20 protein-coding genes are annotated in these 24,368 nt (G+C 72.8%); 6 read left to right on the forward strand and 14 right to left on the reverse strand.

All coding sequences use genetic code 11. The features are described 5' to 3' along the window. Nucleotide 1 precedes the first annotated feature (1 nt). Genes PV364_RS03910 through PV364_RS03920 form a run of 3 tightly spaced genes read right to left on the reverse strand, consistent with a single transcriptional unit; the run spans nt 2 to nt 3,713 of the window. On the reverse strand, nt 2–2,209 hold the full coding sequence (locus PV364_RS03910; RefSeq protein WP_319658189.1) for a xanthine dehydrogenase family protein molybdopterin-binding subunit: 2,208 nt from the start codon (nt 2,207–2,209) through the stop codon (nt 2–4). Continuing rightward, on the reverse strand, nt 2,206–3,195 hold the full coding sequence (locus tag PV364_RS03915) for a xanthine dehydrogenase family protein subunit M (protein ID WP_319658190.1): 990 nt from the start codon (nt 3,193–3,195) through the stop codon (nt 2,206–2,208). Before PV364_RS03915 ends, PV364_RS03910 begins: the two co-directional genes overlap by 4 nt. Then, nucleotides 3,195–3,713: a (2Fe-2S)-binding protein gene (locus tag PV364_RS03920; RefSeq protein WP_319658191.1), complete on the reverse strand. Its 519-nt coding sequence runs from the start codon at nt 3,711–3,713 to the stop codon at nt 3,195–3,197. Before PV364_RS03920 ends, PV364_RS03915 begins: the two co-directional genes overlap by 1 nt. Nucleotides 3,714–4,081: 368 nt before the next feature. Here PV364_RS03920 and PV364_RS03925 point away from each other — a divergent pair, with 368 nt between their 5' ends. The 3 genes from PV364_RS03925 to PV364_RS03935 all read left to right on the forward strand — a co-directional run bounded on the left by PV364_RS03925 (nt 4,082) and on the right by PV364_RS03935 (nt 8,235). Continuing rightward, nucleotides 4,082–5,632, forward strand: coding sequence for an FUSC family protein (locus PV364_RS03925; RefSeq protein ID WP_319658192.1), 1,551 nt, complete (start codon nt 4,082–4,084; stop codon nt 5,630–5,632). A 272-nt stretch (nt 5,633–5,904) separates the two neighbouring features. Then, nucleotides 5,905–7,119 (forward strand): nitric oxide synthase oxygenase, encoded by a 1,215-nt coding sequence (locus PV364_RS03930; protein WP_319658193.1) that lies wholly within the window; start codon nt 5,905–5,907, stop codon nt 7,117–7,119. Nucleotides 7,120–7,197: 78 nt separating this feature from the next. Next, on the forward strand, nt 7,198–8,235 hold the full coding sequence (locus PV364_RS03935) for a lactonase family protein (protein WP_319658194.1): 1,038 nt from the start codon (nt 7,198–7,200) through the stop codon (nt 8,233–8,235). 108 nt (nt 8,236–8,343) lie between these two features. Here the strand turns inward: PV364_RS03935 and PV364_RS03940 are convergent, their stop codons facing one another. Beyond that, a complete protein-coding gene (locus PV364_RS03940; protein ID WP_319658195.1) occupies nt 8,344–9,219 on the reverse strand; it encodes a hypothetical protein in 876 nt (291 codons plus the stop codon). A 128-nt stretch (nt 9,220–9,347) separates the two neighbouring features. After that, nucleotides 9,348–10,184 carry a phospholipid scramblase-related protein gene (locus PV364_RS03945; protein ID WP_319658196.1) on the reverse strand — a complete coding sequence of 279 codons (837 nt, stop codon included), beginning with the start codon at nt 10,182–10,184 and terminating at the stop codon, nt 9,348–9,350. Nucleotides 10,185–10,458: 274 nt separating this feature from the next. Between PV364_RS03945 and PV364_RS03950 the strand changes: the two genes are divergently transcribed. Together PV364_RS03950 and PV364_RS03955 are read left to right on the forward strand one after the other, a co-directional pair. Next, the gene (locus PV364_RS03950; protein ID WP_319658197.1) at nt 10,459–13,926 is read left to right on the forward strand and encodes a phosphodiester glycosidase family protein; all 3,468 of its coding nucleotides are present in this window, start codon (nt 10,459–10,461) and stop codon (nt 13,924–13,926) included. 156 nt (nt 13,927–14,082) lie between these two features. Next, the gene (locus PV364_RS03955) at nt 14,083–14,760 is read left to right on the forward strand and encodes a uracil-DNA glycosylase (RefSeq protein WP_319658198.1); all 678 of its coding nucleotides are present in this window, start codon (nt 14,083–14,085) and stop codon (nt 14,758–14,760) included. 37 nt (nt 14,761–14,797) lie between these two features. Here PV364_RS03955 and PV364_RS03960 read toward each other — a convergent pair whose 3' ends face one another. The 3 genes from PV364_RS03960 to PV364_RS03970 all read right to left on the reverse strand — a co-directional run bounded on the left by PV364_RS03960 (nt 14,798) and on the right by PV364_RS03970 (nt 18,378). Then, on the reverse strand, nt 14,798–16,147 hold the full coding sequence (locus PV364_RS03960) for a nucleobase:cation symporter-2 family protein (RefSeq protein WP_319658199.1): 1,350 nt from the start codon (nt 16,145–16,147) through the stop codon (nt 14,798–14,800). 109 nt (nt 16,148–16,256) lie between these two features. Further along, nucleotides 16,257–17,606: an FAD-dependent oxidoreductase gene (locus tag PV364_RS03965; protein WP_319658200.1), complete on the reverse strand. Its 1,350-nt coding sequence runs from the start codon at nt 17,604–17,606 to the stop codon at nt 16,257–16,259. Between the two features lie 109 nt (nt 17,607–17,715). Beyond that, nucleotides 17,716–18,378: a DUF305 domain-containing protein gene (locus tag PV364_RS03970; RefSeq protein WP_319658201.1), complete on the reverse strand. Its 663-nt coding sequence runs from the start codon at nt 18,376–18,378 to the stop codon at nt 17,716–17,718. 83 nt (nt 18,379–18,461) lie between these two features. Here PV364_RS03970 and PV364_RS03975 point away from each other — a divergent pair, with 83 nt between their 5' ends. Continuing rightward, nucleotides 18,462–19,874: an LVIVD repeat-containing protein gene (locus PV364_RS03975; protein WP_415924522.1), complete on the forward strand. Its 1,413-nt coding sequence runs from the start codon at nt 18,462–18,464 to the stop codon at nt 19,872–19,874. Here PV364_RS03975 and PV364_RS03980 read toward each other — a convergent pair. From PV364_RS03980 to PV364_RS04005, 6 genes are all read right to left on the reverse strand, one after another. After that, nucleotides 19,865–20,512 carry a helix-turn-helix domain-containing protein gene (locus PV364_RS03980; protein WP_319658202.1) on the reverse strand — a complete coding sequence of 216 codons (648 nt, stop codon included), beginning with the start codon at nt 20,510–20,512 and terminating at the stop codon, nt 19,865–19,867. The genes PV364_RS03975 and PV364_RS03980 overlap by 10 nt on opposite strands. Before the next feature lie 137 nt (nt 20,513–20,649). Next, on the reverse strand, nt 20,650–21,354 hold the full coding sequence (locus PV364_RS03985) for an HAD-IA family hydrolase (protein ID WP_319658203.1): 705 nt from the start codon (nt 21,352–21,354) through the stop codon (nt 20,650–20,652). A 96-nt stretch (nt 21,355–21,450) separates the two neighbouring features. Then, entirely contained in the window at nt 21,451–21,861 is a 411-nt protein-coding gene (locus tag PV364_RS03990) for an ester cyclase (RefSeq protein WP_319658204.1), read from the reverse strand. Between the two features lie 102 nt (nt 21,862–21,963). Further along, entirely contained in the window at nt 21,964–22,677 is a 714-nt protein-coding gene (locus tag PV364_RS03995; protein ID WP_319658205.1) for a phosphatase PAP2 family protein, read from the reverse strand. A gap of 10 nt (nt 22,678–22,687) precedes the next feature. After that, on the reverse strand, nt 22,688–23,626 hold the full coding sequence (locus PV364_RS04000) for a M56 family metallopeptidase (protein ID WP_319658206.1): 939 nt from the start codon (nt 23,624–23,626) through the stop codon (nt 22,688–22,690). 74 nt (nt 23,627–23,700) lie between these two features. Then, nucleotides 23,701–24,288: a DUF5134 domain-containing protein gene (locus PV364_RS04005; RefSeq protein ID WP_319658207.1), complete on the reverse strand. Its 588-nt coding sequence runs from the start codon at nt 24,286–24,288 to the stop codon at nt 23,701–23,703. Nucleotides 24,289–24,368: the final 80 nt, after the last annotated feature.

Consider the following 24,368-nt stretch of genomic DNA (forward strand, 5'->3'; position numbering starts at 1 on the left):
CTCAGAGCAGGGCGTCGAGTGTGATCGGCAGGTGGTAGAGGCGCTTTCCGGTCGCGTGGTAAACGGCGTTGGCGATCGCGGCCGGGATGCCGACCAGGCCCACCTCGCCCACACCCTTGGTGCCGGTCGGCGAGCCGCGGTCCGGTTCGCCGACGAAGACCACGTCCAGCTCCGGGATGTCGGCGTTCACGGCCACCAGGTAGTCGGCGAACGTGGCGTTGGCGATCCGCCCGGTGCGCGGGTCGGTGACGGTGTCCTCGAACAGCGCCATGCCGATGCCGCCGACCGTTCCTCCGATGATCTGGCTCCTGGCCGTCTTCGCGTTGAGGATGCGGCCGCCGTCGATCGCCGACACCACCCGCGTGACCCGGACGAGGCCGAGGTCGGCGTCGACCCTGACCTCCACGAACTTCGCGCCGTAGGCGCCGGCGGAGGACATGCCGACGTCCTCGGCGACCGGCGGGGTACTGCTCCCCGTCGCCGTGAGCTGGGGCATCCCGTGCCGGGCGAGGATGTCGGCGTACGACTCCCCGCGCTCCGGCCGGCCGGCGACGAACACCCGGCCGTCGCCGCACTCCACGTCGTCCGGGTTCACCCCCCGCAGGGGCGAGTCGGCGTCCTGGCGGGCGAGTTCGGCGAACGAGCGCAGCAGCCGGCGGCACGCGTCGTGCACCGCGTTGCCGAGTGCCCCGGTCAGGCCGGAGCCGCCCGCCATCATCGAGTCCGGCATGTCGGAGTCGCCGAGGTCGAAGCGGACCTTCTCCAGGGGCAGTCCGAGTTCCTGCGCGGACAGCTGGGCCATCACGGTGTACGTTCCGGTGCCGATGTCGGTCGCCGCGCTGCGCACGAAGGCGCTGCCGTCGCGGTTGACGGTCGCCTCGGCCATGCACGGCGTCGCGAAGTACGGGAACATCGCGCTGGCCATGCCGTAGCCGATGAGCCAGTTCCCGTCACGCATGGAGCGCGGCTCAGGATTCCGGTCGGACCAGCCGAAGCGCAGTGCGCCCGCCTCGTAGCACTCCAGGATCGCCTTGCCGGACCAGGGCAGCCCGTTGCGCGGGTCGACGGCGGTGTGGTTGCGCACCCGCAGCTCCAGCGGGTCCATGCCCAGGGTGTACGACAGTTCGTCGAGGGCCGACTCCAGCGCGAAGTTGCCCTGCGCCTCGGCAGGGGCGCGCATGGACGTCGGCATGGCGACGTTGATCCGGGCCTGCCGGTCCCGGGTGGTCACATTGGGGCACGCGTAGGCGAAGGCGGTACCCGAGGCGAACGGCTCGAAGTCGCCGTCCTCCATGCCCAGGGAGCTGAGGCTGCGGTGGTCGATGGCGACCAGTTCGCCCTCGCCCGTGGCGCCGAGTTGCAGCCACTGCACGCCGTGCGGCCGGTGCCCGACGGAGGTGAACATCTGCGGGCGGGTCAGCACCAGTTTGACCGGGCGTCCCAGCATCCGGGCGGCCATGGCGGTGAGGACCACGTGCGGCCACGCGCGCAGTCCGGCGCCGAACCCCCCGCCGACGTACGGCACCAGGACCCGTACCGAGCTTTCGGGGATACCGAAGGCCATGGCGAGCGTGGTGCGCACCATGGAGGGCCACTGGCTGGTGTCGTGGACCGTGAGGGTGTTGCCCTCCCACACGGCCAGCGTGGCGAACAGCCCGAGCGGGTTGTTGGTGTTGTCCGGGGTGGTGTACGTGGCCCGCAGCGTCACCTCGGCGGACTCCAGTGCGGCGGTGGCGTCGCCGCGGGCGTGGTCCATCCCCCACGGGTCGGTCAGTTGCTCGGCACGGGGGTCCTGGAGGTCCAGCAGCGGTTCGGCGGCCTCGTAGTCGGCCCGTACCAGGCGTGCCGCGGCGGCGGCCTGTTCCGCCGTCTCGGCCACCACGAAGCCGATGTGCTGCCCCTGGTGGATGATCCGGTCGTTCCGCAGCGGTGGCGGCGGCGACGCCCCGAGCACCGTCATCGGTCCCGTCCCGACCTCGGGGGCGTTCTCGTGCGTGAGCACACCGATCACCCCGGGGGAGCCCTCGGCCTCCTCGGTGTGCATGCGGACGATCCGGCCCGCCGCGATCGTGCTCTGCACCAGGGCGCCGTAGACCTGCCCGGGCACGCTGAAGTCCATCGGGTAGGGGGCGGTGCCGGTGACCTTGCGTGGGCCGTCGACCCGGCTGATGCCCTCGCCGACCAGCGGCCTGCTCTCGACCGTGCTCATGGCGTCACTCCTGACACTGTCTGCAGCTCGCGGACGAGGGTGCGGCGGGCGAGCGGCACCTTGAACGCCGTGCCCGGGAGGGTCCAGGCGTCGCGCATCGTCGCCTCGGCCGCGTCCAGGAAGGTGGCCGTCGTGACGGGCGCGCCGGTCAGCACGTGCTCGGCCTCGTAGGCCCGCCAGGGCTTCGACCCCACTCCGCCCAGCCCGACCCGGGCCTGGCGGATCGCGCCGCCGTCCAGGACGAGCAGCACCGCGGCCGAGGTGAGGGCGAACTCGTAACTCATACGGTCGCGCACCTTGAGGTAGCCAGACAGGGCGGCCGGTGGCGGCAGCGGGATCTCGACCTCGGTGATCAACTCGGCGTGCTCCAGGACGTTCTCGCGCTCCGGGCTCTCGTCGGCGGTGAAGTAGAACTCCGTCAGCGGCACGCTGCGACGCTCCGTCGGCCCCTGGATGTGCACGACCGCGTCGAGCGCCACCAGTGCGACGGCCAGGTCGGAGGCGTGCAGCGCGACGCACCGCTCGCTCGCCCCGAGCACGGCGTGCATGCGCGCCGCGCCCTGCACCGCGGCGCAACCCGTGCCGGGCGAGCGTTTGTTGCACTCGACGACCGCGGGGTCGCGGAAGTAGCGGCACCGTGTGCGCTGCAGCAGGTTGCCGCCGATGGTGGCCATGTTCCGCAACTGCACCGACGCGCCCCGCAGCAGGGCCTCGCGCACCATCGGCAGCCGTTCGGCCACCGTGGCGTCGGCGGCCAGTTCTTCCATGGTGGCCAGCGCCCCGACGTGGAGGGCTTCGCCGCGGCGCTCGATGCCGTGCAGCGGGAGCCGGGTGATGTCGATCAGCCGTGGCGGCTCCAGGACGCCGTCCTTCATCAGGTCGAACTGCGTCGTGCCGCCGGCCAGACAGGACGCCCCCGGGTCGTCGGCCAGCATCCGCACCGCCTCCTGGGTGGCCGTGGCCCGCACGTACTCGAAGCTGCGCATCACGACCTCCCCCGGGCCGCCGCCTCGCGTATCGCGGCCACGATGTTGGGATAGGCGCCGCAGCGGCACAGGTTGCCGCTCATGAACTCGCGGATCTCCTCGTCGGAGCCGGTCCGGCCCTCGGCCGTCAGCGCCACCGCGGACATGATCTGACCAGGGGTGCAGAAGCCGCACTGGAAGCCGTCGTGCTCCATGAACGCCTGCTGCACCGGGTGCGCGCCGTCGGCCCCGGAGATGCCCTCGATGGTGGTGACGGCCCGGCCCTCGGCCTGGGCGGCCAGGGTCAGGCAGGACAGCACTCTCCTGCCGTCCACGTGCACCGTGCAGGCTCCGCAGGCGCCCTGGTCGCAGCCCTTCTTCGTGCCGACCAGGCCCAGCCGGTCCCGCAGGGCGTCCAGCAGCGTCACCCGGGTGTCCAGGCGCAGGGTGTACGACCGGCCGTTCACGTCGAGCGTCACGACCCGCTCGATGATCGCGGGACGGTCGTCCACGTCCCGCTCGCTCGCCACGTCCCTCATCGCGTCCTCCTCCGGAAGGGCCGGAAACGACTCGAGCCCCTCGCGGGGCGGATCCGGTGAGTTGGTTCGCCAGGCGCCGGGGAACGGCAGGAACCAACCGTTGTGTCTCGGTATGCCCGTCTTTGGCAGCAATATACGCCGAATGGGTGTTCCGATCTGGGCCACTGGCCCGGCCCCGGACCGGCAGGGGACGGGGGCCGCTGTGCCAATGGCCCATCGCCCAGGGAGCCGTTTGAGCCATGGGCCCGGGACATGCTTCCCTGGGACGGACGATGGCGTTGCGGAGACGGTGTCCCCGCGGCGCCTTTGCCATGTACGGACGGCCGCACGGCACGGACAGGGGCAGGACGGCACCCGTGGTGAAGCGCATGTTCCACGCACCGGACCCGGGACGGGTGCGGCTGCGCGCCGCCTCCCGGGCGGTCCTCGGCGTCGGCTCGGCCGTCGCCTCGGTCGCGGCGGCGGGGCTGCCGCTGCCCGCCGTCGTCGCGGGCGGTCTCGCGGCGCTGCTGGCGCTGTTCGTCGTGGCGGACCCGGGCCCGGCCCGCCAGGCGGTGACGACCGCGCTCATGCCGGTCGCCGGCTTCCCCGTGCTCGCGCTGGCCGTCTGGCTGCACGCCGTTCCCGCCGCCCGGGACGCGGCTTTCCTGGCCGTCGTCTTCGCCGGGGTCTACGCGCGCCGCTGGGGGCCGCGTGGCCACGCGCTGGGCGTCTTCGCCTTCATGATGTTCTTTGTCGCCCAGTTCCTCCGTGCCGGCCCGGCGCTGCTGCCGGCGCTGTGCGGGGCCGTGGGGCTCGGACTGGGCAGCGCCGCCCTCGTCCGCTTCGGCGTGTGGTGCTACGAGCGGGGCGCCGCCCGCGCCCCCGGCCCGGTGCCCGTCCTGCCCCAGGGGCGCGGGCTGCGCCGTCCGACCACGCGGCAGGCCTTCCAGGCGCTGCTCGCTGCGGGGATCGCCGTAGCGGCGGGGCAGGCGCTGTCGCAGGACCGCTGGTACTGGGCCGTCGGCACCGTTTGGTGGATCTTCGTCAACACCGCCTCGCGCGGCGAGACGCTGATCCGGGGGTTCCGCCGGATGCTCGGCACCGTCGCGGGCATCTTGGGCGGCCTCGCGGTCGCGCTGCCCCTGCACGGGGCGCCCGCGCCGACCGCCGCGCTGCTCGCCGTGTGCGTCTTCGGGATCTTCTGGACCGCCCCGGTCTCGTACAGCTGGATGATGTTCTTTGTCACGGTGATGGCGGGGCTGCTCTACGGACTGCTCGGCATCCTCCGGCCCGGGCTGCTCGTGCTCCGCCTGGGGGAGACCGCCGTCGGCGCCCTGGGGGCGGCCGTGGCGGTCCTGGCGGTGCTGCCGGTGACGACGCACGCGGCCACGGACGCGTGGATCCGGCGCACGCTGCGCGCCGTGCGCGACTTCACCGGCGAGGCCGCGCGACACCTGGCCGGTGACCCGGCCGGCGACCTCGCCCGCCACGTCACCGAACTGGACGCCCTGCTCGCGCGGGTGCGGCAGTCCGTGGCACCGCTCGTGCATCCGCTGAACCCCCTGCGGTCCCGCAAGGCGCGCGCCCGGGTCGTTCTCGCGCTCCTGGACGAGTGCGCCCGTCAGGTCCGCGGCCTCGCCGCGGTTGTGGCCGATCCCCATGCCTGCCACGACGAACGCCTCACCACCGCCTGCGGGCGCGTCGAGACCGCCGTCCGGCGTCTCGTCCCACCGGCTCCCGCGGCCCCGCTCCGGCTCCCGGCCGCGCCCGGCGCCGGCGGCACCCATCCGCACGCCGAAACCGCCCTTGCGCACCTCCACGGCCTCGAAGCGGCCCTGACCGGTCTGGCCGTTCCGCTGGGCGCCGGGCCGCGCACCACCGTCCCGGTCGACCCGCCGGGCGCAGACGCATCGACACGCACTGCAGTCGCGGGATGACACAAGGCAATCACCGGCAGGCCCCCGTGTAGACGCTCCGCGCGGTTTTGCGTCGTATTCACCCCGGAAAAACACGACGGATCGTTCCGCCTCCGCAGTAGACCGGTTCCATCTCACGTCCGATACGCGGGCCGTCACGGGACACGGCCCGCGCGGGAACCGTCTTGGGGGTACGTGGCGTGCTGAGGTTTCTGCGCCGTGCAGGAGGAACGAATCAGCGGACGTCGGCGGGGGCTGGCCGCGCCCCCGCCGCCGACGTCCAGCACCTACGAATGGAGGAACCGGAACCGGTGGCCGGGTGCCCGGCCGGGCACCCCGCCCTGCAGGAGGACCGGCCGGCGGGCGGGGAGGACAAGGACGGCGAAGCGGGCAAGGACACCGACATACGGGCCCTGGCGACGGACTTCGTACGGCTGTTCCACGCGGAGTTCCCCGCCGCGGGGGACCCCGGGCGCAGGCTGGCAGCGGTCCTCGCCGAGATCGAGGCGACCGGCACGTACCGGCACACGCGCGAGGAACTGGTCTTTGGAGCGCGGGTGGCGTGGCGCAACAACACCCGGTGCATCGGCCGGCTGTACTGGAACTCCCTGCAGGTGCGCGACCGCCGGCACGTCACGACCGCCGAGGGCGTCGCCCTGGAGGCGGTGGCCCACCTGCGGGCCGCCACCAACGGGGGCCGCATCCGCCCCGTCATCACGGTCCTCGCCCCGGACACCCCGGAGCGGCAGGGCCCGCGGATCTGGAACGAGCAGCTGATCCGCTACGCGGGCCACCGCGCCCCGGACGGCACCGTCGTCGGCGATCCGGTCAACACCGGCATCACCGAGGCGGCCGTGCGCCTCGGCTGGTCGGGCGGCGCCGGGACGCCCTTCGACATACTGCCGCTCATCGTCCAGGGCGCCGGCGGCGGGCCGCCGCGCTGCTTTCGGTTGCCGGACGAGGCAGTGCTCGAAGTCCCCATTGCCCACCCGGAGTTCGACTGGCTCGCGGAGTGGGGCCTGCGCTGGCACGCCGTCCCGGCGATCTCCTGCATGTGCCTGGAGATCGGCGGGGTCTGCTATCCCGCCGCGCCCTTCAACGGCTGGTACATGGGCACCGAGATCGGTGCCCGCAACCTCGCCGACACCGACCGCTACGACCTGCTCCCGCGCGTCGCCGAGGCGCTCGGCCTGGACACCGCCGAGGACCGGACGCTGTGGCGCGACCGCGCCCTGGTCGAGCTGAACCGCGCGGTGCTGCACTCCTTCGACCTCGTGGGCGCCACCGTCACCGACCACCACACCGAGTCCCGCCGCTTCCTCGCCCACATCGACCGCGAGGAGCGCAGGGGCCGTACCGTGCCCGCCGACTGGTCGTGGATCGTGCCGCCCATGTCGGGGTCGGCCACCGGCGTGTTCCACCGCTACTACGAGACCGGGGAACGGACCCCGGCGTACGTCCACCACCCGCAGGCGCTCGCCCTGGCCCGCGGCGAAACGTTGGTGTGACGGGGGCAGCGGGAGCGGATTCCGGCCACTGCGTTACTCTCAGCCGCCGTACGTACAACCAGTGGAAGAGGTACGGCAGTGGCCGGGCACGTTTACATCGGGTCGTTCACCTCGGCGGGCGGCAAAGGGCTGACCACCGCGGCCGTCGACCCCGACTCGGGGGCGCTCACGGCGCTGCATGCCGACGCCGCGGTGGACGACCCGTCCTTCCTCGTCCTCTCGGAGGACCGCACGCGCCTCTACACGGTCGTCGAGCACCCGCAGAACGGCGCCGCCGCCGCGTTCTCGCTGAACGATCCCTCGCGCCCCGAACTGCTCGGCGCGGCCGTCCCGGTGGGCGGCGGCTCGCCGACCCACCTGTGCCTGCACCAAGGCCACCTGCTGACCGCCAACTACGGCACCGGCACGATCAGCGTGCTGCCCGTCGAGGGCGAGGGGACGCTCGGCGCGACCCGGCACGTGATGGAGCACGAGGGCGACGGCCCCGACCCGGACCGGCAGACCGGCCCGCACGCCCACATGGTGCTGCCGGACCCGGCCGGCCGCTGGGTGCTCACCGTGGACCTCGGCACCGACTCGGTGCGGGTGTGCGAACTCGACGCCGCCACGGGCGAGCTGGAGATCGAGCGGGAGATGGGCCTGCGGTCCGGCAGCGGCCCGCGCCACCTCACGTTCCACCCGCGCGGGGACCGCGCCTACATCATGAACGAGCTGGCCTCGGTCGTGACCGTCTGTCACTGGGACGCGGAGGTGGGACGGCTGAAGCCGGTCGCCGAGGTCTCCGTGCTGCCCGAGGGCGCGACCGGCCCCAACTACCCCTCCGAACTGGTCGTCTCGCCCGACGGGCGCTTCGCCTGGGCCGCCAACCGGGGTCACAACAGCATCGCCGTGCTCTCCCTCGACGCCGACGGCGACACGCTCGAACTGCTGGAGACGGTGGACTGCGGCGGCGACTGGCCCCGCCACCTGACCCTCGACCCGGCCGGCACGAGGCTGTACGCCGCCAACGAGCGCTCGGGCGACGTCAGCTGGTTCGACGTGGACCCGTCCACCGGCACGCCCAGGCTCGCCGGCTCGCTGCCCGTTCCGGCCGCCTCCTGCGTCGTCTTCGGCTGACGCACGCCAGGCGCCGGACGGACCGGCCGCACCACGAACAACGGCGTGGTGGTGCCGCCCCGGAGCCCGGGGCCGCACCACCACGCCGTCGTCGTACGGGGTGTGCCGTCAGGGCATCGGGGCGCCCTCCGGCGACTGGGGGATGCCCAGCGCGGTCGTGTACTTGGCGACCACGAGCTTGCCGATCGCCGGGTAGGGGCCGAGCGCGTCGGCGGCCGAGCAGCCGGCCTCCTTGCCCGCGTCGTGCAGCACCTCGGGGGCGACCTCCGGGCCGACCACGTACGGCGCCAGGGCCAGGGTCAGCGAACCGGAGGAACGCAGCTGGTCGGCGGCCTCGGCGATCGAGCCCTCGATGTCCAGCGCGGCGGGCAGCACCGGCACGGCGAGCCGCGCGGCGAGCAGCAGACCGGTCACGCCGGCGGCCTGGACCGCCTCCTCGCCGCCCACGGTGGCCAGGATGATGCCGTCGGCAGCCGTGGCGACCGTGAACAGCCGGGCACGGTCGGCACGTGCCAGACCGGCCTCCGACAGCCGCACGTGCAGTGCCTCCGCGAGCAGCGGGTGCGGGCCGAGCACATCGGTGACCTCGGCCGCGGAGCGGCTGTCCATCACGGCCTGCCGCAGCCGGCGCATCACCGAAGGCTCGGGCCCCGCCAGCAGCGGCACCACGATCGCCGCGGGGGAGTCCTCACCGCGCTCGGCGGCGGCCTGGGTCAGCACGGACTCCAGCGAGGGGTACTCCTCGCCGTCACCGTCGACGTAGCCGACGCGGGGGTCGAGACCGGCCAGCTCGATACGCGCGATGCTGACGATCTCCTCGGCCAGGCTGCGTATCGCGGGGGAAGGCGTACCGGGCACGGCAAGGACCAGCGCGGGGGCGCCCTCGGGCGTGGTCAGCGTTTCCGGTCGCCGGTGCCGCCCGGGCTGGCGGGGGCGCGGCATTCGAACGGGCAGGCCGGGTGCGGGGCCTTCGGCAGTGCTCATGGCGAGGCATGCTAGTGCCTTTGCGCGCGCTGTTGTTCGGGCGGGTCCTTCGCAGGGGTTACCTGTCCGGTTCTGTCCCGATACGGCGCCGGGTCCGCGCGGCCCCGGCGCCCTACCGCGGGCCTGTCTCAGCCCAGTCCGCGCGAGTCCTGCTTCAGGGCGGTGTCGACGGTGAGCGCCGAGGCTACGACCATGCTGAGCAGCGGTTCCTCCAGCGGGCGGTGGATCTGCAGCACGTAGTTGTCGGCCGTGGTGAACATCGTCTTGGCCAGGCCCTCCCACGTCTTGGTGATGCGGGCCACCTCGGTCCCGGTGTGGTCGACGATCGCGAAGTTCCAGGCCCGCCAGTTCTCCGCCTTGATGGCGCCGATCTGCTGACCGTTCACCTCGAACGCGAAGTTGATCTTGCCGATCGCGTTCTGCTGGACGATCTCGCCGAGCGTCGTGCCGTCCGGGCGTTGTACGACGACCTTCGACTTGATGAACTTCGCCGGGCGGGTCAGCAGCAACTGCGGCTGCCCGTGCGCGTCCCGCACCTCCAGGCGGACCGACAGGAACTGGTCGACGCTGGAGACGAAGCGCAGCACCTTGCGCGCGGTGCTCTGGCCGACCTGGATCACCGAGCCGAGTTGGCCGCCGTTCTGGTCGAAGACGCTGTACTCGTTGTTCAGCTCAATGAGCTTGGCCTTCTGGTTGACCACGAGGACCGGCTCGCTGAACAGCGTGCCACCGCCCGCGGCGCCCGGGGCCAGGCCCGCCTGCCGCTGCACCTGGCGCTGGATGCGCGAGGGGTCGTGGCCGCCGTCGACGCCCAGCTCCCAGGGGTTCTCCTTGGTGGACGGCGGGGGCGTTTGGCCCGCGTGGGTGTGCTCCGTCCACTGGGACCCGTCCCAGTAGCGCAGCAGGTTCTGAGTGCCGTGCGGGTCCGTGTACCAGCCCGCCGGGGTGTTCGATTGCGTCGTCACCCGGGCAGGGTAACGGCTGCCACCGACAGTGCAGGTTGCCGGTCCACCGGATCGATGACGCCCGTGCCCGGAGGCGGTGGCCGCGATTCTGACGAGGCGTCAGTTGTGGAGCCCTGCACGCAAGGTCACAGCCAGGGTTCACTGGCCGATGGTGAAGACGTCATGTGCGCTCTTCACTGGATCTCTCTAATCGGGTGCGCACCCGTGATCGACATGGGTGCAGCGGAGGCGCTGCCTCCGTGTCCTCTCCCGACCCGAGGTTTCCATGAATCTGATGGTCACGAACCATCGGCGTGCAAGGTCACTGCTCGTGGTGCTCGCCACGGCGACCGCGCTGGCGGCCGCTCCGGCCGTGGCGTACGCGGACAGCAGCCGGCCGGCGCCCGTCACCGGCGGTATCCCGCTGGTCAACACGTCAGAGAAGATCGGTCCGGGGATCGGCCTGCAGCACGTCAAGGCGGTCGACCAGAAGGGCTGGTACGACGCGCAGTTCCTGACCGTGGACCTGTCCAACAGCGCGGTCGGCACGGACCTGCTGAGCTCCGGACCGGTCGCGTCCGGCGGGCCGCTCAGCGAGGCCGTCAACAAGGCCGGCGCCGTCGCGGGCGTCAACGGCGACTTCTTCGACATCGGCAACTCCAACGCGGCGCTCGGCGGCGAGATCCAGAACGGGCAGCTCGTCAAGACCGCCGACATCTCCGGCGGCCGCAAGCACGTCGGCGTCAGCAAGGACGGCGTCGCCCAGCTGGTGGACCTCACGGTCGACACGACGGCGAAGTTCGCGGGCGCGGACCACAAGGTCTCGTCGATCAACGCCGCGAACGGCGGCGGCATCCCCGCCGACGGCATGGTCGCGTTCACGCCCGCGTGGGGCACCTACAGCCGCAACAGCGGCCTGACGGGCGTCGCCAACGACCAGATCGCCGAGGTCCTGGTGAAGGACGGCGCGGTCGTGTCGGTCACCCCCAGCGGTCCCGCGGGCTCCGGCGCGATCCCGGACGGCGGCTTCGTGCTCGTCGGGCGCGGCGCCGCGGCGTCCGCGATCCGCGCGCTCCAGCCCGGCGACCCGGCGACGCTCAGCCACTCGCTCGCCGACAACGTTGCCAAGACGATGCAGTTCGCGATCGGCCACGGCGGCACCATCGTCTCCGGCGGCCAGCCCGTCAAGGGCCTCGACACCTCGATCGCCCCGCGCACCGCGCTCGGCTTCAAGGACGGCGGCAAGACGCTCGTCCTGGCCACCTGGGACGGCCCCGGCGGCACCGGCAAGGGCGGCATCGGGATCGACAAGGAAGCGCGCGACCTCGCCGCGATGGGCGTGGAGACCGCGGTCAACCTCGACGGCGGCGGCTCGTCCACCATGGTCGCCCGCGGCCTCGGCGACGCCGACGCCACCGTCCGCAACGTCCCGTCCGACGGCCACGAGCGCAACGACCCGAACGGTGTCGGCGTGTTCGTCTCCAAGGGCGACGGCCGGTTGCACCAGCTCCTCGTCAAGCCCGCTCCCGGCGCGGCGTCGGCCGACGGTGACGTGAAGGTCTTCCCCGGTCTGCACCGCGCTCTGGCCGCGGAGGGCATCGACAACCACCAGACGCCGGTGACGGTCGACCCCGACTCCGTGCGGTGGTCCTCGCGTGAGGCGACCGTCGACGGCGCCGTGCTCACGGCCCCGCAGGCGCACGGTCCGGTCACGGTGGACGCCGAGGCGGACGGCGTGCAGGGACACGGGACGGTCTCCGTCCTGGGCCCGCTGACCAGCGTGGAGCCGTCCTCCCAGCTGCTGTCGATCGCCGGCGTGACGCCGGACGACGCGACCACCGTCGCCGTGACCGGCCGCGACGCCGAGGGCTACACGGCCCCGATCGAGCCGCAGGACCTGTCGCTGGACTACGACCACGACGTGGTCGGCATCAAGACCGTGGACGGCAAGCTGCGGATCACCCCGCTCGCCAACGCCAGCACGATCCTGAAGATCACGGCCGGCGGTGTGACCGCGCGGCTGCCGATCACGATCGGTGTGCAGACCAGGACCGTCTACGACTTCGACGACGACGTGCTGGCCCGCTGGCGCAACAACAGCACGGCGGCCACGACGTTCTCCACCGCCCCCGAGGGCCTGCGGATCGACTTCAACGCCATGCGCAACGTCGGCATCACCTCGGCGTCGTCGGCCCAGCGCGTGTCCGTGCCCGGCCAGCCGCTGCGCCTGCGCGTGCGGCTCAAGTCCAGCATCAGCGTGCCCAGCGGCCTGACCTACATCGCCTACACCGACTCCGCCGGCAAGGGCAACGGCAGCTACGGGACGGGCCTGAACGCGAGCAGCGACTGGCAGTACGCCACCTTCCAGGTCCCGGCGGACACGAAGTTCCCGATCGCGATCTCGGGTTTCCAGGGCATCAACACCAGCGTCGCCCAGCAGAAGGCGGGCACGTTCGTCCTGGACCGCATCGAGGCCGACGTCCCCACCTCGATCGACCTTCCCGCGCAGCCGGACCTGCGGCCCGACGCGCTGGTCTCGGACGACGGGTCGCTGCTCAAGGGCAGCAGCACCTGGCAGTTCGCGACGCTCTCGGACGTGCAGTTCACCGCCGACAACCCGGCGCTGACCCAGGTCGCCACGGCCGCCATCCAGCGGATCCGGACGACCCACCCCGACCTGCTGGTCCTCAACGGTGACATCACCGACCGCGGCCTGCCGCAGGACCTCACCCTGGCCCGGCAGGTGCTCACCGACGCCGGCTGCGACCTGATCCCGGTCGGCCAGGAGCCCGCCCCCGACAGCACCCCGGACCCGAACGCCGGCTCCATCCCCTGCTACTACGTGCCCGGCAACCACGAGTCCTACGGCCTGAACAACGTCCAGCAGGACCTGACCAACTTCACCGCCGAGTTCGGCAGGCCCTACCGCACCTTCGACCACAAGGGCACCCGCTTCATCCTGCTCGCCAGCTCCGTCGGCTCGCTGCGCGGCACCGCCTGGGACCAGCTCCCGATGCTCCGGCAGGCCCTGGCCGACGCCAAGGACGACACGTCCGTCGACAACGTCGCGGTCTTCGCCCACCACCCGGTGGACGACCCGGCCGAGGCCAAGTCCAGCCAGCTCGGCGACCGTGACGAGGCGGCGCTCATCGAGCACCTGCTGACCGACTTCCGCGACGACTCCGGCAAGGGCGCCGTCATGGTCGGCTCGCACGCCCAGATCGCCGACGTCCACCACCTGGAGGGCGTCCCCTACATGGTGCTGCCCTCCTCGGGCAAGGACCCCTACGGCACCCCCGACCGCGGCGGCTTCACCGGCTGGGTCGACTGGTCCGTCGACTCCCACCGCAACGCCCGCCAGCAGTGGCTCCAGGCCGATGTGCGGGCCTTCGCCCAGTCCATCACCCTGAACACCCCCGAGTCGGTCGAGGCGGGCCGGACCGCGCAGCTCTCCGGCAGCATCGTGCAGCCGCAGGGTGTGGGCAACGGCTCGCGGGTGGTCCCGCTGCGGTACCCGATGTCGGTCCACTGGAGCGGCTCGTCGAACCTGGCGATCGGCACCGGCAAGGACGCCGTCGACGACGCCCGCCGCAAGGGCAAGGTCGCGATCCTCGACCCGCGGACCCGGGTGCTGACCGCGCTGAAGGCCGGCTCGGTGACCGTCACCGTGACGAACGACTCGATGCGTGCCTACACCGACGGCGCCTCACTCGCGCCGGTCACGACCTCCAAGACCGTCCAGGTCGTGCCCGCGCAGGGCTGAACGGCCGACTGACACGCCGTCCGGCGTGACCGAGGGCGAGCACGCACCCCGTGCTCGCCCTCAGTGCCGCCCGGCCACGCGGATCCGGTCGCCGTTGCCCGCGGGGGTCTTGCCGCTGGTGGGAGGGAGGGTCTGTGGGCCGGTAGGGTGACGGCCGTGGCAGCACGACCATTGAGTGAACTTGTCGAGCCCAGGTGGGCCGAAGCCCTCGCGCCCGTGGCCGAACGCATCGCGGCGATGGGCGACTTCCTGCGGGCGGAGATCGCGGCGGGCAGGACCTACCTGCCGGCGGGACAGCATGTCCTGCGGGCGTTCCAGCAGCCCTTCGACGAGGTGCGGGTGCTGATCGTCGGGCAGGACCCCTATCCCACGCCGGGGATGGCGATCGGGCACAGCTTCGCCGTGGCCGCGGAGGTGCGTTCACTGCCCGGAAGCCTGGAGAACATCTACCGGGAACTGCAGTCCGACCTCGGCCTGCCCCGGCCGTCGAACGGCGATCTGACGCCGTGGACCCGGCAGGGAGTGCTGCTGCTCAACAGGGCGTTGACCACGGCACCCCGCAGCCCCGGTGCGCATCGCGGCAAGGGCTGGGAGGAAGTGACCGAACAGGCCATTCGCGCCCTGGCCGCGCGAGGCAAGCCCCTGGTGTCGATCCTCTGGGGCCGGGACGCCCGGAACGCCCGCCCTCTGCTGGGGAATCTGCCGGCCGTCGAGTCGGCGCATCCCTCCCCGATGTCGGCGGATCGCGGGTTCTTCGGCTCGCGGCCCTTCAGCCGGGCCAATGACCTGCTGCTCCAGCAGGGCGCGCAGCCGGTCGACTGGCAGCTCCCCTAGAAGCGGCGACCCGGCCGCGGAGCCCGCGTCCGGCGGCCTACGCGCCGTGTTCCCCGGGCTCCCCGGCCGCGCGCCCGCTGCCGCCGGCCGGCAGGTGGTTGAAGAGCAGGTTGAGCGCGATCGCGGTGACGCAGCCCGCGCTGATGCCGCTGTCCATGACCGTCCGGAACCAGTCGGGGAACCTCTCGTACACCGTGGGCACGCCCACCGGCAGCAGCCCGACCCCCAGCGACACCGCGACGACCATCAGGTTGGCGGTGCCGTGGAAGTCCACACCGGCCAGCGTGCGCAGTCCGCTCGCGGCCACCGTGCCGAACATGACCAGTCCGGCGCCGCCCAGCACCGGTGCCGGGATCGCGGCGACCACCGCGCCCAGCTTCGGCAGCAGCCCGAGCAGGACCAGGATGCCGCCCGCCGTGGCCACCACCCATCGGCTGCGCACCCGGGTCAGTCCCACCAGGCCCACGTTCTGCGCGTAGGCGGTGTACGGGAAGGTGTTGAAGATCCCGCCCAGCACGGTGGAGACGCCGTCCGCGCGCAGTCCGTCCGCGAGCCGGCCGGGCTCGGCCCTGCGGCCGGTGAGTTCGCCGACGGCGATGATGTCCCCGGTCGTCTCGGTCATCGTCACGAGCGCGACCACGAGCATGGAGACCACGGCGGCGCCCTGGAAGGTCGGGGTGCCGAAGTGGAACGGGGTGCTGATCCCGAGCCAGTCCGCGTCGCGGACCGCGCCGAAGTCGGTGAAGCCGAGCGGCACGGCCGCCGCCGTGCCGGCGGCGATGCCGGCGAGCACGGCGACCCGCGCGAGCACATCCGGTGCGAAACGCTGGATCAGCAGGATCGCGAGCAGCACGGCGGCCGCCAGGGCGATGTTGCGCGGCGCGCCGAAGTCGGCCGAACCGGCCCCGCCCGCCACCCAGTTGCCCGCCACCGGCAGCAGGCTCAGCCCGATGACCAGGATCACGGTGCCGGTCACCACGGGCGGGAAGAAGCGCAGCAGCCGTCCGAAGACGGGGGCCAGCAGGACCATCGCCAGCCCCGCGACGATCACCGAGCCGTAGATGGCGGGCAGTCCGCCGTCCTGGCCGATCAGCACCATGGGGGAGACCGCCGCGAAGGTGCAGCCCTGCATGATCGGCAGCCGTACGCCGAAGCGCCACCAGCCGACGCACTGCAGCAGCGTGGCGATGCCGCAGATCAGCAGGTCCGCCGTGATCAGGTACGCGAGGTCGGCCGGCGACAGCTTCAGCGCGCCGCCCACGATCAGCGGCACCGCGACCGCGCCCGCGTACATCGCCAGCACGTGCTGCAGGCCGAACGCCGCGAGCCGGGCGGGCGGCAGGACCTCGTCGACGGGGTGGACCGGCGGGCGTGACGTCGTCGCCATGGGGGACTCCTCGAACGCGGCGCGAATGAGCGGCTGTGCCGGGTGAACGGCTGCCCGAGACCCTAGGGACCGTAAACAGTTTGTTGATGTCCGGTGTGTTGCGGGGCTGTCACCCGGGGCTCCCGGCCGCGGCCGCCAACAGGCCCGCCCAGTCGGGGATCTTGACGGTCGCCCGGTCAAGTGAGCGGCCGAGCGCCGCCTCCGCGGCCTCGATCGCCTCCCAGCCCGTCCACTCGACCGGATGCTGTCCCGCCGCGCGGAGTCCCTCCAGCGGATCCGCCGGCAGCTCGCCGCGTGCCAGCAGCGCCCCGGCGTCCGCGAGCAGGGCCGTGGCCGTCTCCTTGGCGCACGGCCGGTTGGTGCCGATCACGCCGGTCGGCCCGCGCTTGATCCACCCGGCCACGTACTCGCCCGGCGACCGCCTGCCGTCCCGCAGCACCCGGCCCTCCTCGTTGGGCACGATGCCCAGCGCCTCGTCGAAGGGCAGCCCCTCCATGGCCACCCCCCGGTAGCCGACCGAGCGCAGCACCAGCTGCGCGTCGATGTCCTCGAACGCGCCGCTGCCCCGCACTCCGCCCTGCCCGTCCGGCAGCGTCCGCTCGAAGCGCACGCCCGCCACCTTGTCCTCGCCCAGCAGGGCGGCAGGCCTCAGGAAGAAGCGCAGATGGATGCGGCGCCGGTTCCCGGCGGGCGCGCGCCCGGCCCAGCCGCGCAGCACCTCGACATTGCGCCGGGCCACCGCAGGCAGGGCGTGCGGATCGGCGTACGCGGGATCGAGCGCGAGCTCGTCCTCCCGCACGAGCACGTCCGCGTCGGCCAGGGCGCCCAGTTCGCGCAGCTCCTTGGTGGTGAACTTCGCCTGCGACGGGCCGCGCCTGCCGACCATGTGGACGTCCGTGACCCGGCTCTTCTCCAGCGCGTGCAGCGCCTCCTCCGGGACGTCGGTGCGGCGCAGCTCGGCCGCGCCGCGCGCCAGGATGCGGGCGACGTCCACGGCGACGTTGCCGACGCCGACGACGACGGCGGACCGGGCGCTGAGCAGGAACTCGTCCGGGGCCTCGTCCGGGTGCGCGCTGTACCAGGACACGAAACGCGTCGCGGAGAAGCTGCCGGGCAGGTCCTCGCCGGGGACGCCGAGCCGGCGGTCGGTGGCTGCGCCCACGCAGTAGACCACCGCGTGGTACAGCTCCAGCATGCGTTCGGGGGGCAGACCGGGGGCGCCGGCCGTCACGTTGCCCAGGAAGCGGATCCGCGGGTCCTCCAGGACCCGCCGCAGATTGCCCTGCAGGGACTTGATCTTCTCGTGGTCGGGTGCGACACCGTACCTGACCAGGCCGTACGGGCAGGGGAGCCGGTCCAGGACGTCCACCGCGACCTGGGGCACCGCCTCCTGGCGGGCCAGGGCCTCCGCCGTGTACACCCCGCTGGGACCAGATCCGACGACGGCGATGCGAAGCACAGGCGCCTCCTCCTCGTCGAGGCGACGGCCGGAGCGGCCGGGCACTTCCCAGCATCGCACCGGGCGCCGGCCCGGGCAGGCCGGCGCAGCCGTGTCGCGGCGCGCGATGTCAGGTCAAGGACCTCATCCGGCCGATCTCCGCGCTCTGCTGCGCGATCACCTCGCTCGCCCACTCGCCCACCTGGACGTTGCGTCCCTTGGACAGCACCTCCGTCGCCATGGTCACCGCCCCTTCGTGGTGGGCGATCATCAGCCGGAGGAAGAGCCGGTCGAAGGCCGCGCCCCGGGCGGCGCGCAATTCGGCCAACTGCGCGGGGGTCGCCATGCCCGGCATCGACGCGTGGTGGTGGTCGTGGCCGGCGGCCGGTGACGCGCCGCCGTTCTCCTTGAGCCAGGCGGTCATGGCCTTGATCTCCGGGCCCTGGGCGGCGTCGATCCGGGCGGCCAGGGCGCGCACCTTGGTGCCGGACGCGCGGGTGTCCGCGTACGCGGTCATGACCAGCGCCTGCTCATGGTGGGCGATCATGTTCGCCGTGTAGGACAGGTCCGCTGTGTTGGGGGTGTCGTCCGGTCTGGCCTTGGCGGCCTCGTCCGCGGACAGGGTGGCCGCGTCCTCGCCCGGCCGGCCCGGGGCGATGACCGACGGAGCGGCGGCCTTGGCGTCGTCACCACCCCCGTCGCACCCGCTCAGCGCGAGCGTCGAGGCGGCCAGGGACAACGGAAGCAGCACTAATACTGCACGGCGGGTAGCGAGCACTGCCTCATTGTGCATCTTTTGACGCGGCCATGAAAAGTGCATACTTCGGCTTGGTCGTTTCATCGTTTCATCTTGACCGAACACTTTTGGAGGACGCGGTGACGCGTTTAGGTACTTCCCCCGCCCGCCCCAGACGCCTGGCGGCCCTCGCGGCCGCGGCGGTCATGCTGTTCGGCCTCGCGGCCGCGGCGCCGGCGACCGCCGACGGCGCGATACCCGGCGTCGACGAGGTCGTCACCAGCGCCAACGTCGACCACCTGGTGAACATCCCCAAGCAGTCCCTGGCCGGCTTCAACTCCGACCTCGCCTTCCAGGGCAAGTACGCCTTCGCCGGCAACTACGACGGCTTCGTCGTCTACGACATCAGCCGCCCCAGCAGCCCCAAGGTCGTCAGCCAGGTCCTGTGCCCCGGCTCGCAGAACGACATCTCGGTGTCGGGGAACCTGCTGGTGCTGTCCACGGACTCCTCGCGCTCGGACGACTCCTGCGCGAGTGCGAGCCAGCCCGCCAGCGAGAAGTCCTCCTGGGAGGGCATCAAGGTCTTCGACATCAGCGACAAGGCCAACCCGCGCTACATCGCCGCCGTCGAGACCAACTGCGGCTCCCACACCCACACGCTGGTGCCGAGCAAGCGCGACCTGTTCGTGTACGTCTCCTCGTACTCGCCCAGCGCGTCCTTCCCGGACTGCCAGCCCCCGCACGACGGCATCTCCGTCGTGAAGATCCCCCGCTCGCACCCCGAGGACGCCGCTCTCGCCGGCTTCCCCGTCCTGTTCCCGGACGGCGGCAACCCCGGCGTCCCGGCCACCGACACCCAGGCGCGGGTGAGCGAGACGACCGGCTGCCACGACATCACGGCCTTCCCCAAGCTGCGGCTCGCCGCGGGCGCCTGCATGGGTGACGGCATCCTGATGGACATCTCCGACCCCGTGCGCCCGAAGGTGATCGACCGGGTCCAGGACAACGTCAACTTCTCGTTCTGGCACTCGGCGACCTTCAACGAGCGCGGCACCAAGGTCGTCTTCACCGACGAGCTCGGCGGTGGCGGCGGCGCCGAGTGCAACGCGCTGATCGGTCCGAAGCGCGGCGCCGACGGCATCTACGACATCGTCCGCAAGCACGGCCATCTGAAGTTCGTCTTCCGCGGCTACTACAAGATCCCGCGCCAGCAGGCGGACACCGAGAACTGCGTCGCCCACAACGGCTCGCTCATCCCGGCCAAGGGCCGCGACATCATGGTCCAGGCCTGGTACCAGGGCGGCGTCTCCGTCTGGGACTTCACCGACTCCTCGCACCCCCGCGAGATCGGCTTCTTCGAGCGCGGCCCGCTGTCCGCCGACACGCTCGCGGTCGGCGGCTCGTGGAGTGCGTACTACTACAACGGCTACATCTACTCGAACGACATCGCCAAGGGCTTCGACGTCCTGCGGATCTCCGACCGGCGCACCGACAGCGCCCGCGGCATCCGGCTCGCCGAGCTCAACGCGCAGTCCCAGCCCGACTACCGCTGAGCGGCGTCAGGCAGTGGCGTGCCGCCGGGTGGCAGCCCTTCGGGGCCACCCGGCGGCACGCCGAGCTCCCAGTCCAGCCCGTAACGACGGAAGAGGTCGCCCCGCAGATGGGGCAGCGGCATCGCCGCACCCGGGATCAGCTGGGCGAAGACCGCGCCCATCAACTGCGCTCGCAGCATGCGGTAGTCGTGCTCGGGGTCGGCGGAGCCCCACGCCTCGACGGTGCCGCGCAGCAGTTCGGCCAGGCGCTGCCGCTCGGTGCACTCGCTGAAACCCGCCGTCTGCAGGATGCCGGCCATGTGAGTGCGCATCAGCACGGGGAACCGCCCCGGCAGTCCCAGCACGCTGTCGATCGCCCGGGCCAGCAGCTCGCGTCCGTCGGCGGAGGCCGGTTGCCGTTCCAGCGCCGCGGACAGCTCGGTGTGCATCAGGCGGTGGGCGGCCGACTGCAGCAACTGGCGCTTGCCCGGAAAGTAGTAGGAGACCAGCCCGCGCGCCGTACCGGCCCGGTCGGCGATGTCGCCGAGGGTGGTGGCCTCGTAGCCGCGCTCCTCGACCAGCTCGACGGTCGCCCGCAGCAGCCGCTCCCGCGAACGGCGCCGCATCTCTTCGTTGACCGACGGTCGCCGAGGGGACATGCTTTACTCCTGCGTTGACTGGCTCCGGGCCAATGTACTCGGAGCCCGGCTCGTGCGGGCGTCGTGCCCCTGCGAGGACGCGGGATCGGGCCGTGACCCGACGGCGCGGGGGACCGCCGGGTCACGGCTCGACCAGGTCACTCGGTGAGCTCCAGCACCGGCAGCAGACCGGCCGGGCGCTGCCGCGCCGGCAGATGGTCGACCAGACGCACCGTGCACCCCAGTGCCGCGGCGCCGCCGTCCGCCCGCCGGTCGTCGCCCACCATGGCGACGCGCTCCGGCGGCAGCCCCAGCGCCTCGCAGGCGATCTCGAACAACCTCGGGTCCGGCTTCTGCACCCCGTGCTCGTAACTCAGCACGAACACGTCCACCAGGCCGTCCAGTCCGTGCGCGCGGAAGACCGGGCGCAGGTCCCACCCGATGTTGCTCACCACGGCCACCGGCACCCCGCGCCGCCGCAGCTCACCGAGCACCTCCGCGGTGTCCGGGTAGGGCGTCCAGGCCTCCGGCCGCATGTGCCGCTCGTACAGCGCGTCATAGATGCCGTGGGCGCCGTCCCACGGCAGCCCCGCCTCCCGCGCGAGGCCCGTGTACGCGGCCCTGTGGTGATCGGCCGACAGGTCGCGCTCGCCCCAGGCCTCGGCCAGGTGCGCGGGCACGTGCGCCGGTGCCACACCGCCCGGCAGCGCCCCGACCCGCTCCAGGCGCTCCGCGTACGCCGCCAACTCGCCCTCTTCGAGCGGGATGCCGCGCTCCGCCACGACCGCGCGCAGCCAGCTCTCCGTGGGCTCCACGCGCAGCAGCGTGCCGGAGAAGTCGAACATGAATCCCTTGATGGTCATGCCCGACATCCTCTCCGACCCTGCTCGCGGAGACGTCACGGGGCGGCTGCGCGGGGCCGAACCGCGGCCTTCCGGGCGGTTGCCGTCCCGCGGCGGTCAGTCGACGAGGCCGAGCTGCCGCAGCATGCCGAGTTCGTCGCTGCTGCCCCAGCGTTCGACGAGCTTGCCGTCCTCGACGCGGCTGATCTGCATGCCCCGGTAGCTCACCGTGCGGCCGGTCGGCGGATGCCCCATCAGCTCGCCGAGGTGGGTCCCCGTGACGGTGTAGGCGAAGGCGATCTCGTTGTCGGTGGCGAGTACGTGCTCGACGTCGATGTGCAGATCGGGGAAGGCCGTCCGCATCGCCGCGAACATCTCCTCGTAGCCCTCGGGACCCGGGACCTGCCCCGGCGCCGGGTCGTGGTCGACCGAGGCGGGCGCCACATAGGAGTCGATCTCGTCCAGCCGGCCGTCGTTCACCGCCGAGCCGAAGTGCTCCAGGATGGAGAGGTTGGATTCGCGCGACATGTCGTGCTCCCTGACGTGGGGACCGCGGGCGCCCTCCGACCGAGGCCGTGTGCCCGCCCCTTCCACTCTCCACGGTAGGCGCGAAGGACGCCGCGTGCCGCGTCAGGCGTCCCGTCGTCCCCGAGGTGTCCGCGGCGCCGACGTGCGCCAGGGTTCGCAGAGCGCCGCGGTCCCCGTGAGCACGGCCGCCCCCAGAAGCCAGCCGCCGAGGACGTCGCTGGGCCAGTGGACGCCCAGGTAGATCCGGGTGAGGCCGACCCCGACGACCGAGACCGCGGCCAGGGCCCAGGCGGCGGCCCGCCACGGGGTCCCGGCCCGGGGACAGCGCAGGAGGAACAGCCAGAGCAGGGCGCCGCAGCCGATGGCGGCCGTCATGGCGTGCCCCGACGGGAACGCCGCGTAGGACGCCGTGGCGAGGGGATCGGGCCAGTGGGGCCGGGGGCGCCCCACGGCGGCCTTGACGGCATGCTGGAGGGCCCAGCCCAGGATGCCGCAGACGCCGAGCCACAGCGCCTGCCGCCCGGCCCGCCGCCACACCAGCCACAGCAGGCAGACGGCGAGCAGGGCGCGCATGGTCGCGGGGTCCCAGACGGCGTCCGACAGCACGCGGTTGACCCGCGTCCAGCCGGGGTGAAGGACCCCGAAGGAGTGGAACGCGACGACGATGCGCCGGTCGGCGTCCGTCAGCGGGCCCCACCGACCCGCGACGAGCGCCAGGAGCAGCAGGAAGACGGCAGCCGTCGCGGCGCAGTACCGCAGGCACACGGCGCGCGGGCCACCGCCCCGGGTGGCGGTGGGGGCGGGTGGGGCGTCCATGCGCCCGAGATTACGTCAGGGCGCCGATCCCGGGGCCGAACGCGACGAGCAGCGGCACGAAGGGGATGAGCAGGGCGCACGCGGAGGCCTGGGCACGGCCGAGCCGGGTCAGCCGCGGCGCCGGGTCGAGCAGCCGGCTGACACGGCCGGGCAGATGGCCGTGCGGGGCGGAACCGGGGCCGAACACCCCGCGGTCCTCGTTGAGTTCGACCAGGGCGAGGGCTGTCGTGAGCCCTCCGAAGCGGCGCGAGGCGATGTCGTCGGCGGCCAGTTCGATCAGGTGGTGCACCTGGTGGCGGAAGCCCGCGAAGACCGGGATCTGCGGGAAGCCGGCCGCAAGCGCGCCCGCGCAGTGCAGGAGTACGTCGTGCCGGGCCCGGGCGTGGCCCTGCTCGTGCGCGAGGACCGCATCGAGCTGACGGCCCTTCAGGCGGCGCAGCGCGCCCGTGGTGATGACCAGTTGGGGCCGCTGCCCGGCCAGCCACCACGCCTCCGGCCGCTCGTCCTCCAGGACGACCAGCCGCTCGCCGGAGGCCGCCGCCTCGCCGGGCAGCCGCGGCGAACGCACGCGCAGTTCGGCGCGCCGCCGACGCTGCCGGGAGCGCGCGGTACGGATCTCGCGGGCCAGCATGGCGCCCGTCCAGGCGCCGCCACAGGCCAGCAGAACGGCCAGGTACCCCGCCCAGGGGCCGTAGTCGGAGAGCCCGTAGGCCTCCACGACCCCGTTCGGCGCGAACGCGAACAGTCCGCCGCGCAGCCAGCCCCACGCGGCGGACGCGCTCAGCGCCATCGCCAGGAAGCAGCACAGGAGCACGGCGCCGACCACGCACTGCCACACCCACAGGGCCAGGACGGGTTCACGCTCAGGCCATCCGGCCCGGGTCAGCAGTCGGGGCGCCGTGGCCGCCGCCGTCACACCGAGCAGCAGCAGCACCAACGGGACCGTCATGGCGCCACACTATGAGGGCCCCACGGCCCCCCGGTACGCCGCCGCGCCCTAAAGTGACGTACGCCTCACGGGCGTCACAGCGTCAGGAGCATGGCGAACATCCCGATCGCCATCGACACCCGGCACGCCGACGCGAGCTCGGGCGCGTGCCGCACCGCGACGGGCCCCGCCGGCCCTGCCGCTCCCGTCCCCGACGCGACCGGAACGGACACCAGGCGCACGCCCCCGGCCAGCACATAGACCGCGAAGTACACCAGCAGCAGTCCGGTCAGCAGGGGCGCGCCCACCGCGCCGTGCCCCGCGTGCGCCGACCCACCGGCGCCCTCCATCGCCGCGGTCATGTAGACCATCGCGACCGCGCCCACCGCGTGGTGCAGATGATGCGCGCTCCGCCGTGCCGGCAGCAGCGATCGCACCGCGGCCGCGCCGAAGACCAGCGCGAGAACGGCGGCCGCCCACGGCGGCTGCTCCAGGACCGACACCGGTACCGCCATCACCGCCATGCCGACGCCCATCAGCGCCTCGGCACGCGCCACGCTCTGTTCCTCACGTTCGTCCCGTGTCGTCCCCGGGCAGCCCGGCCGTGCGCGCACCAGACAGTAGGCGGCGGTGGCCGCTCCCAGCGCCACGAGCAGCCAGGCCACCAGCGGTGGTCCGTGCATGACCCGACCCCCTTCGGCTCCTCACCGGAGGATGCCCCTGCCCGGCGGCGCGAACCCCCGCGCATGGGGGCATAGGGGGG

The sequence above is a fragment of the Streptomyces sp. MI02-7b genome, assembly GCF_033793585.1.
GTDB lineage: Bacteria > Actinomycetota > Actinomycetes > Streptomycetales > Streptomycetaceae > Actinacidiphila.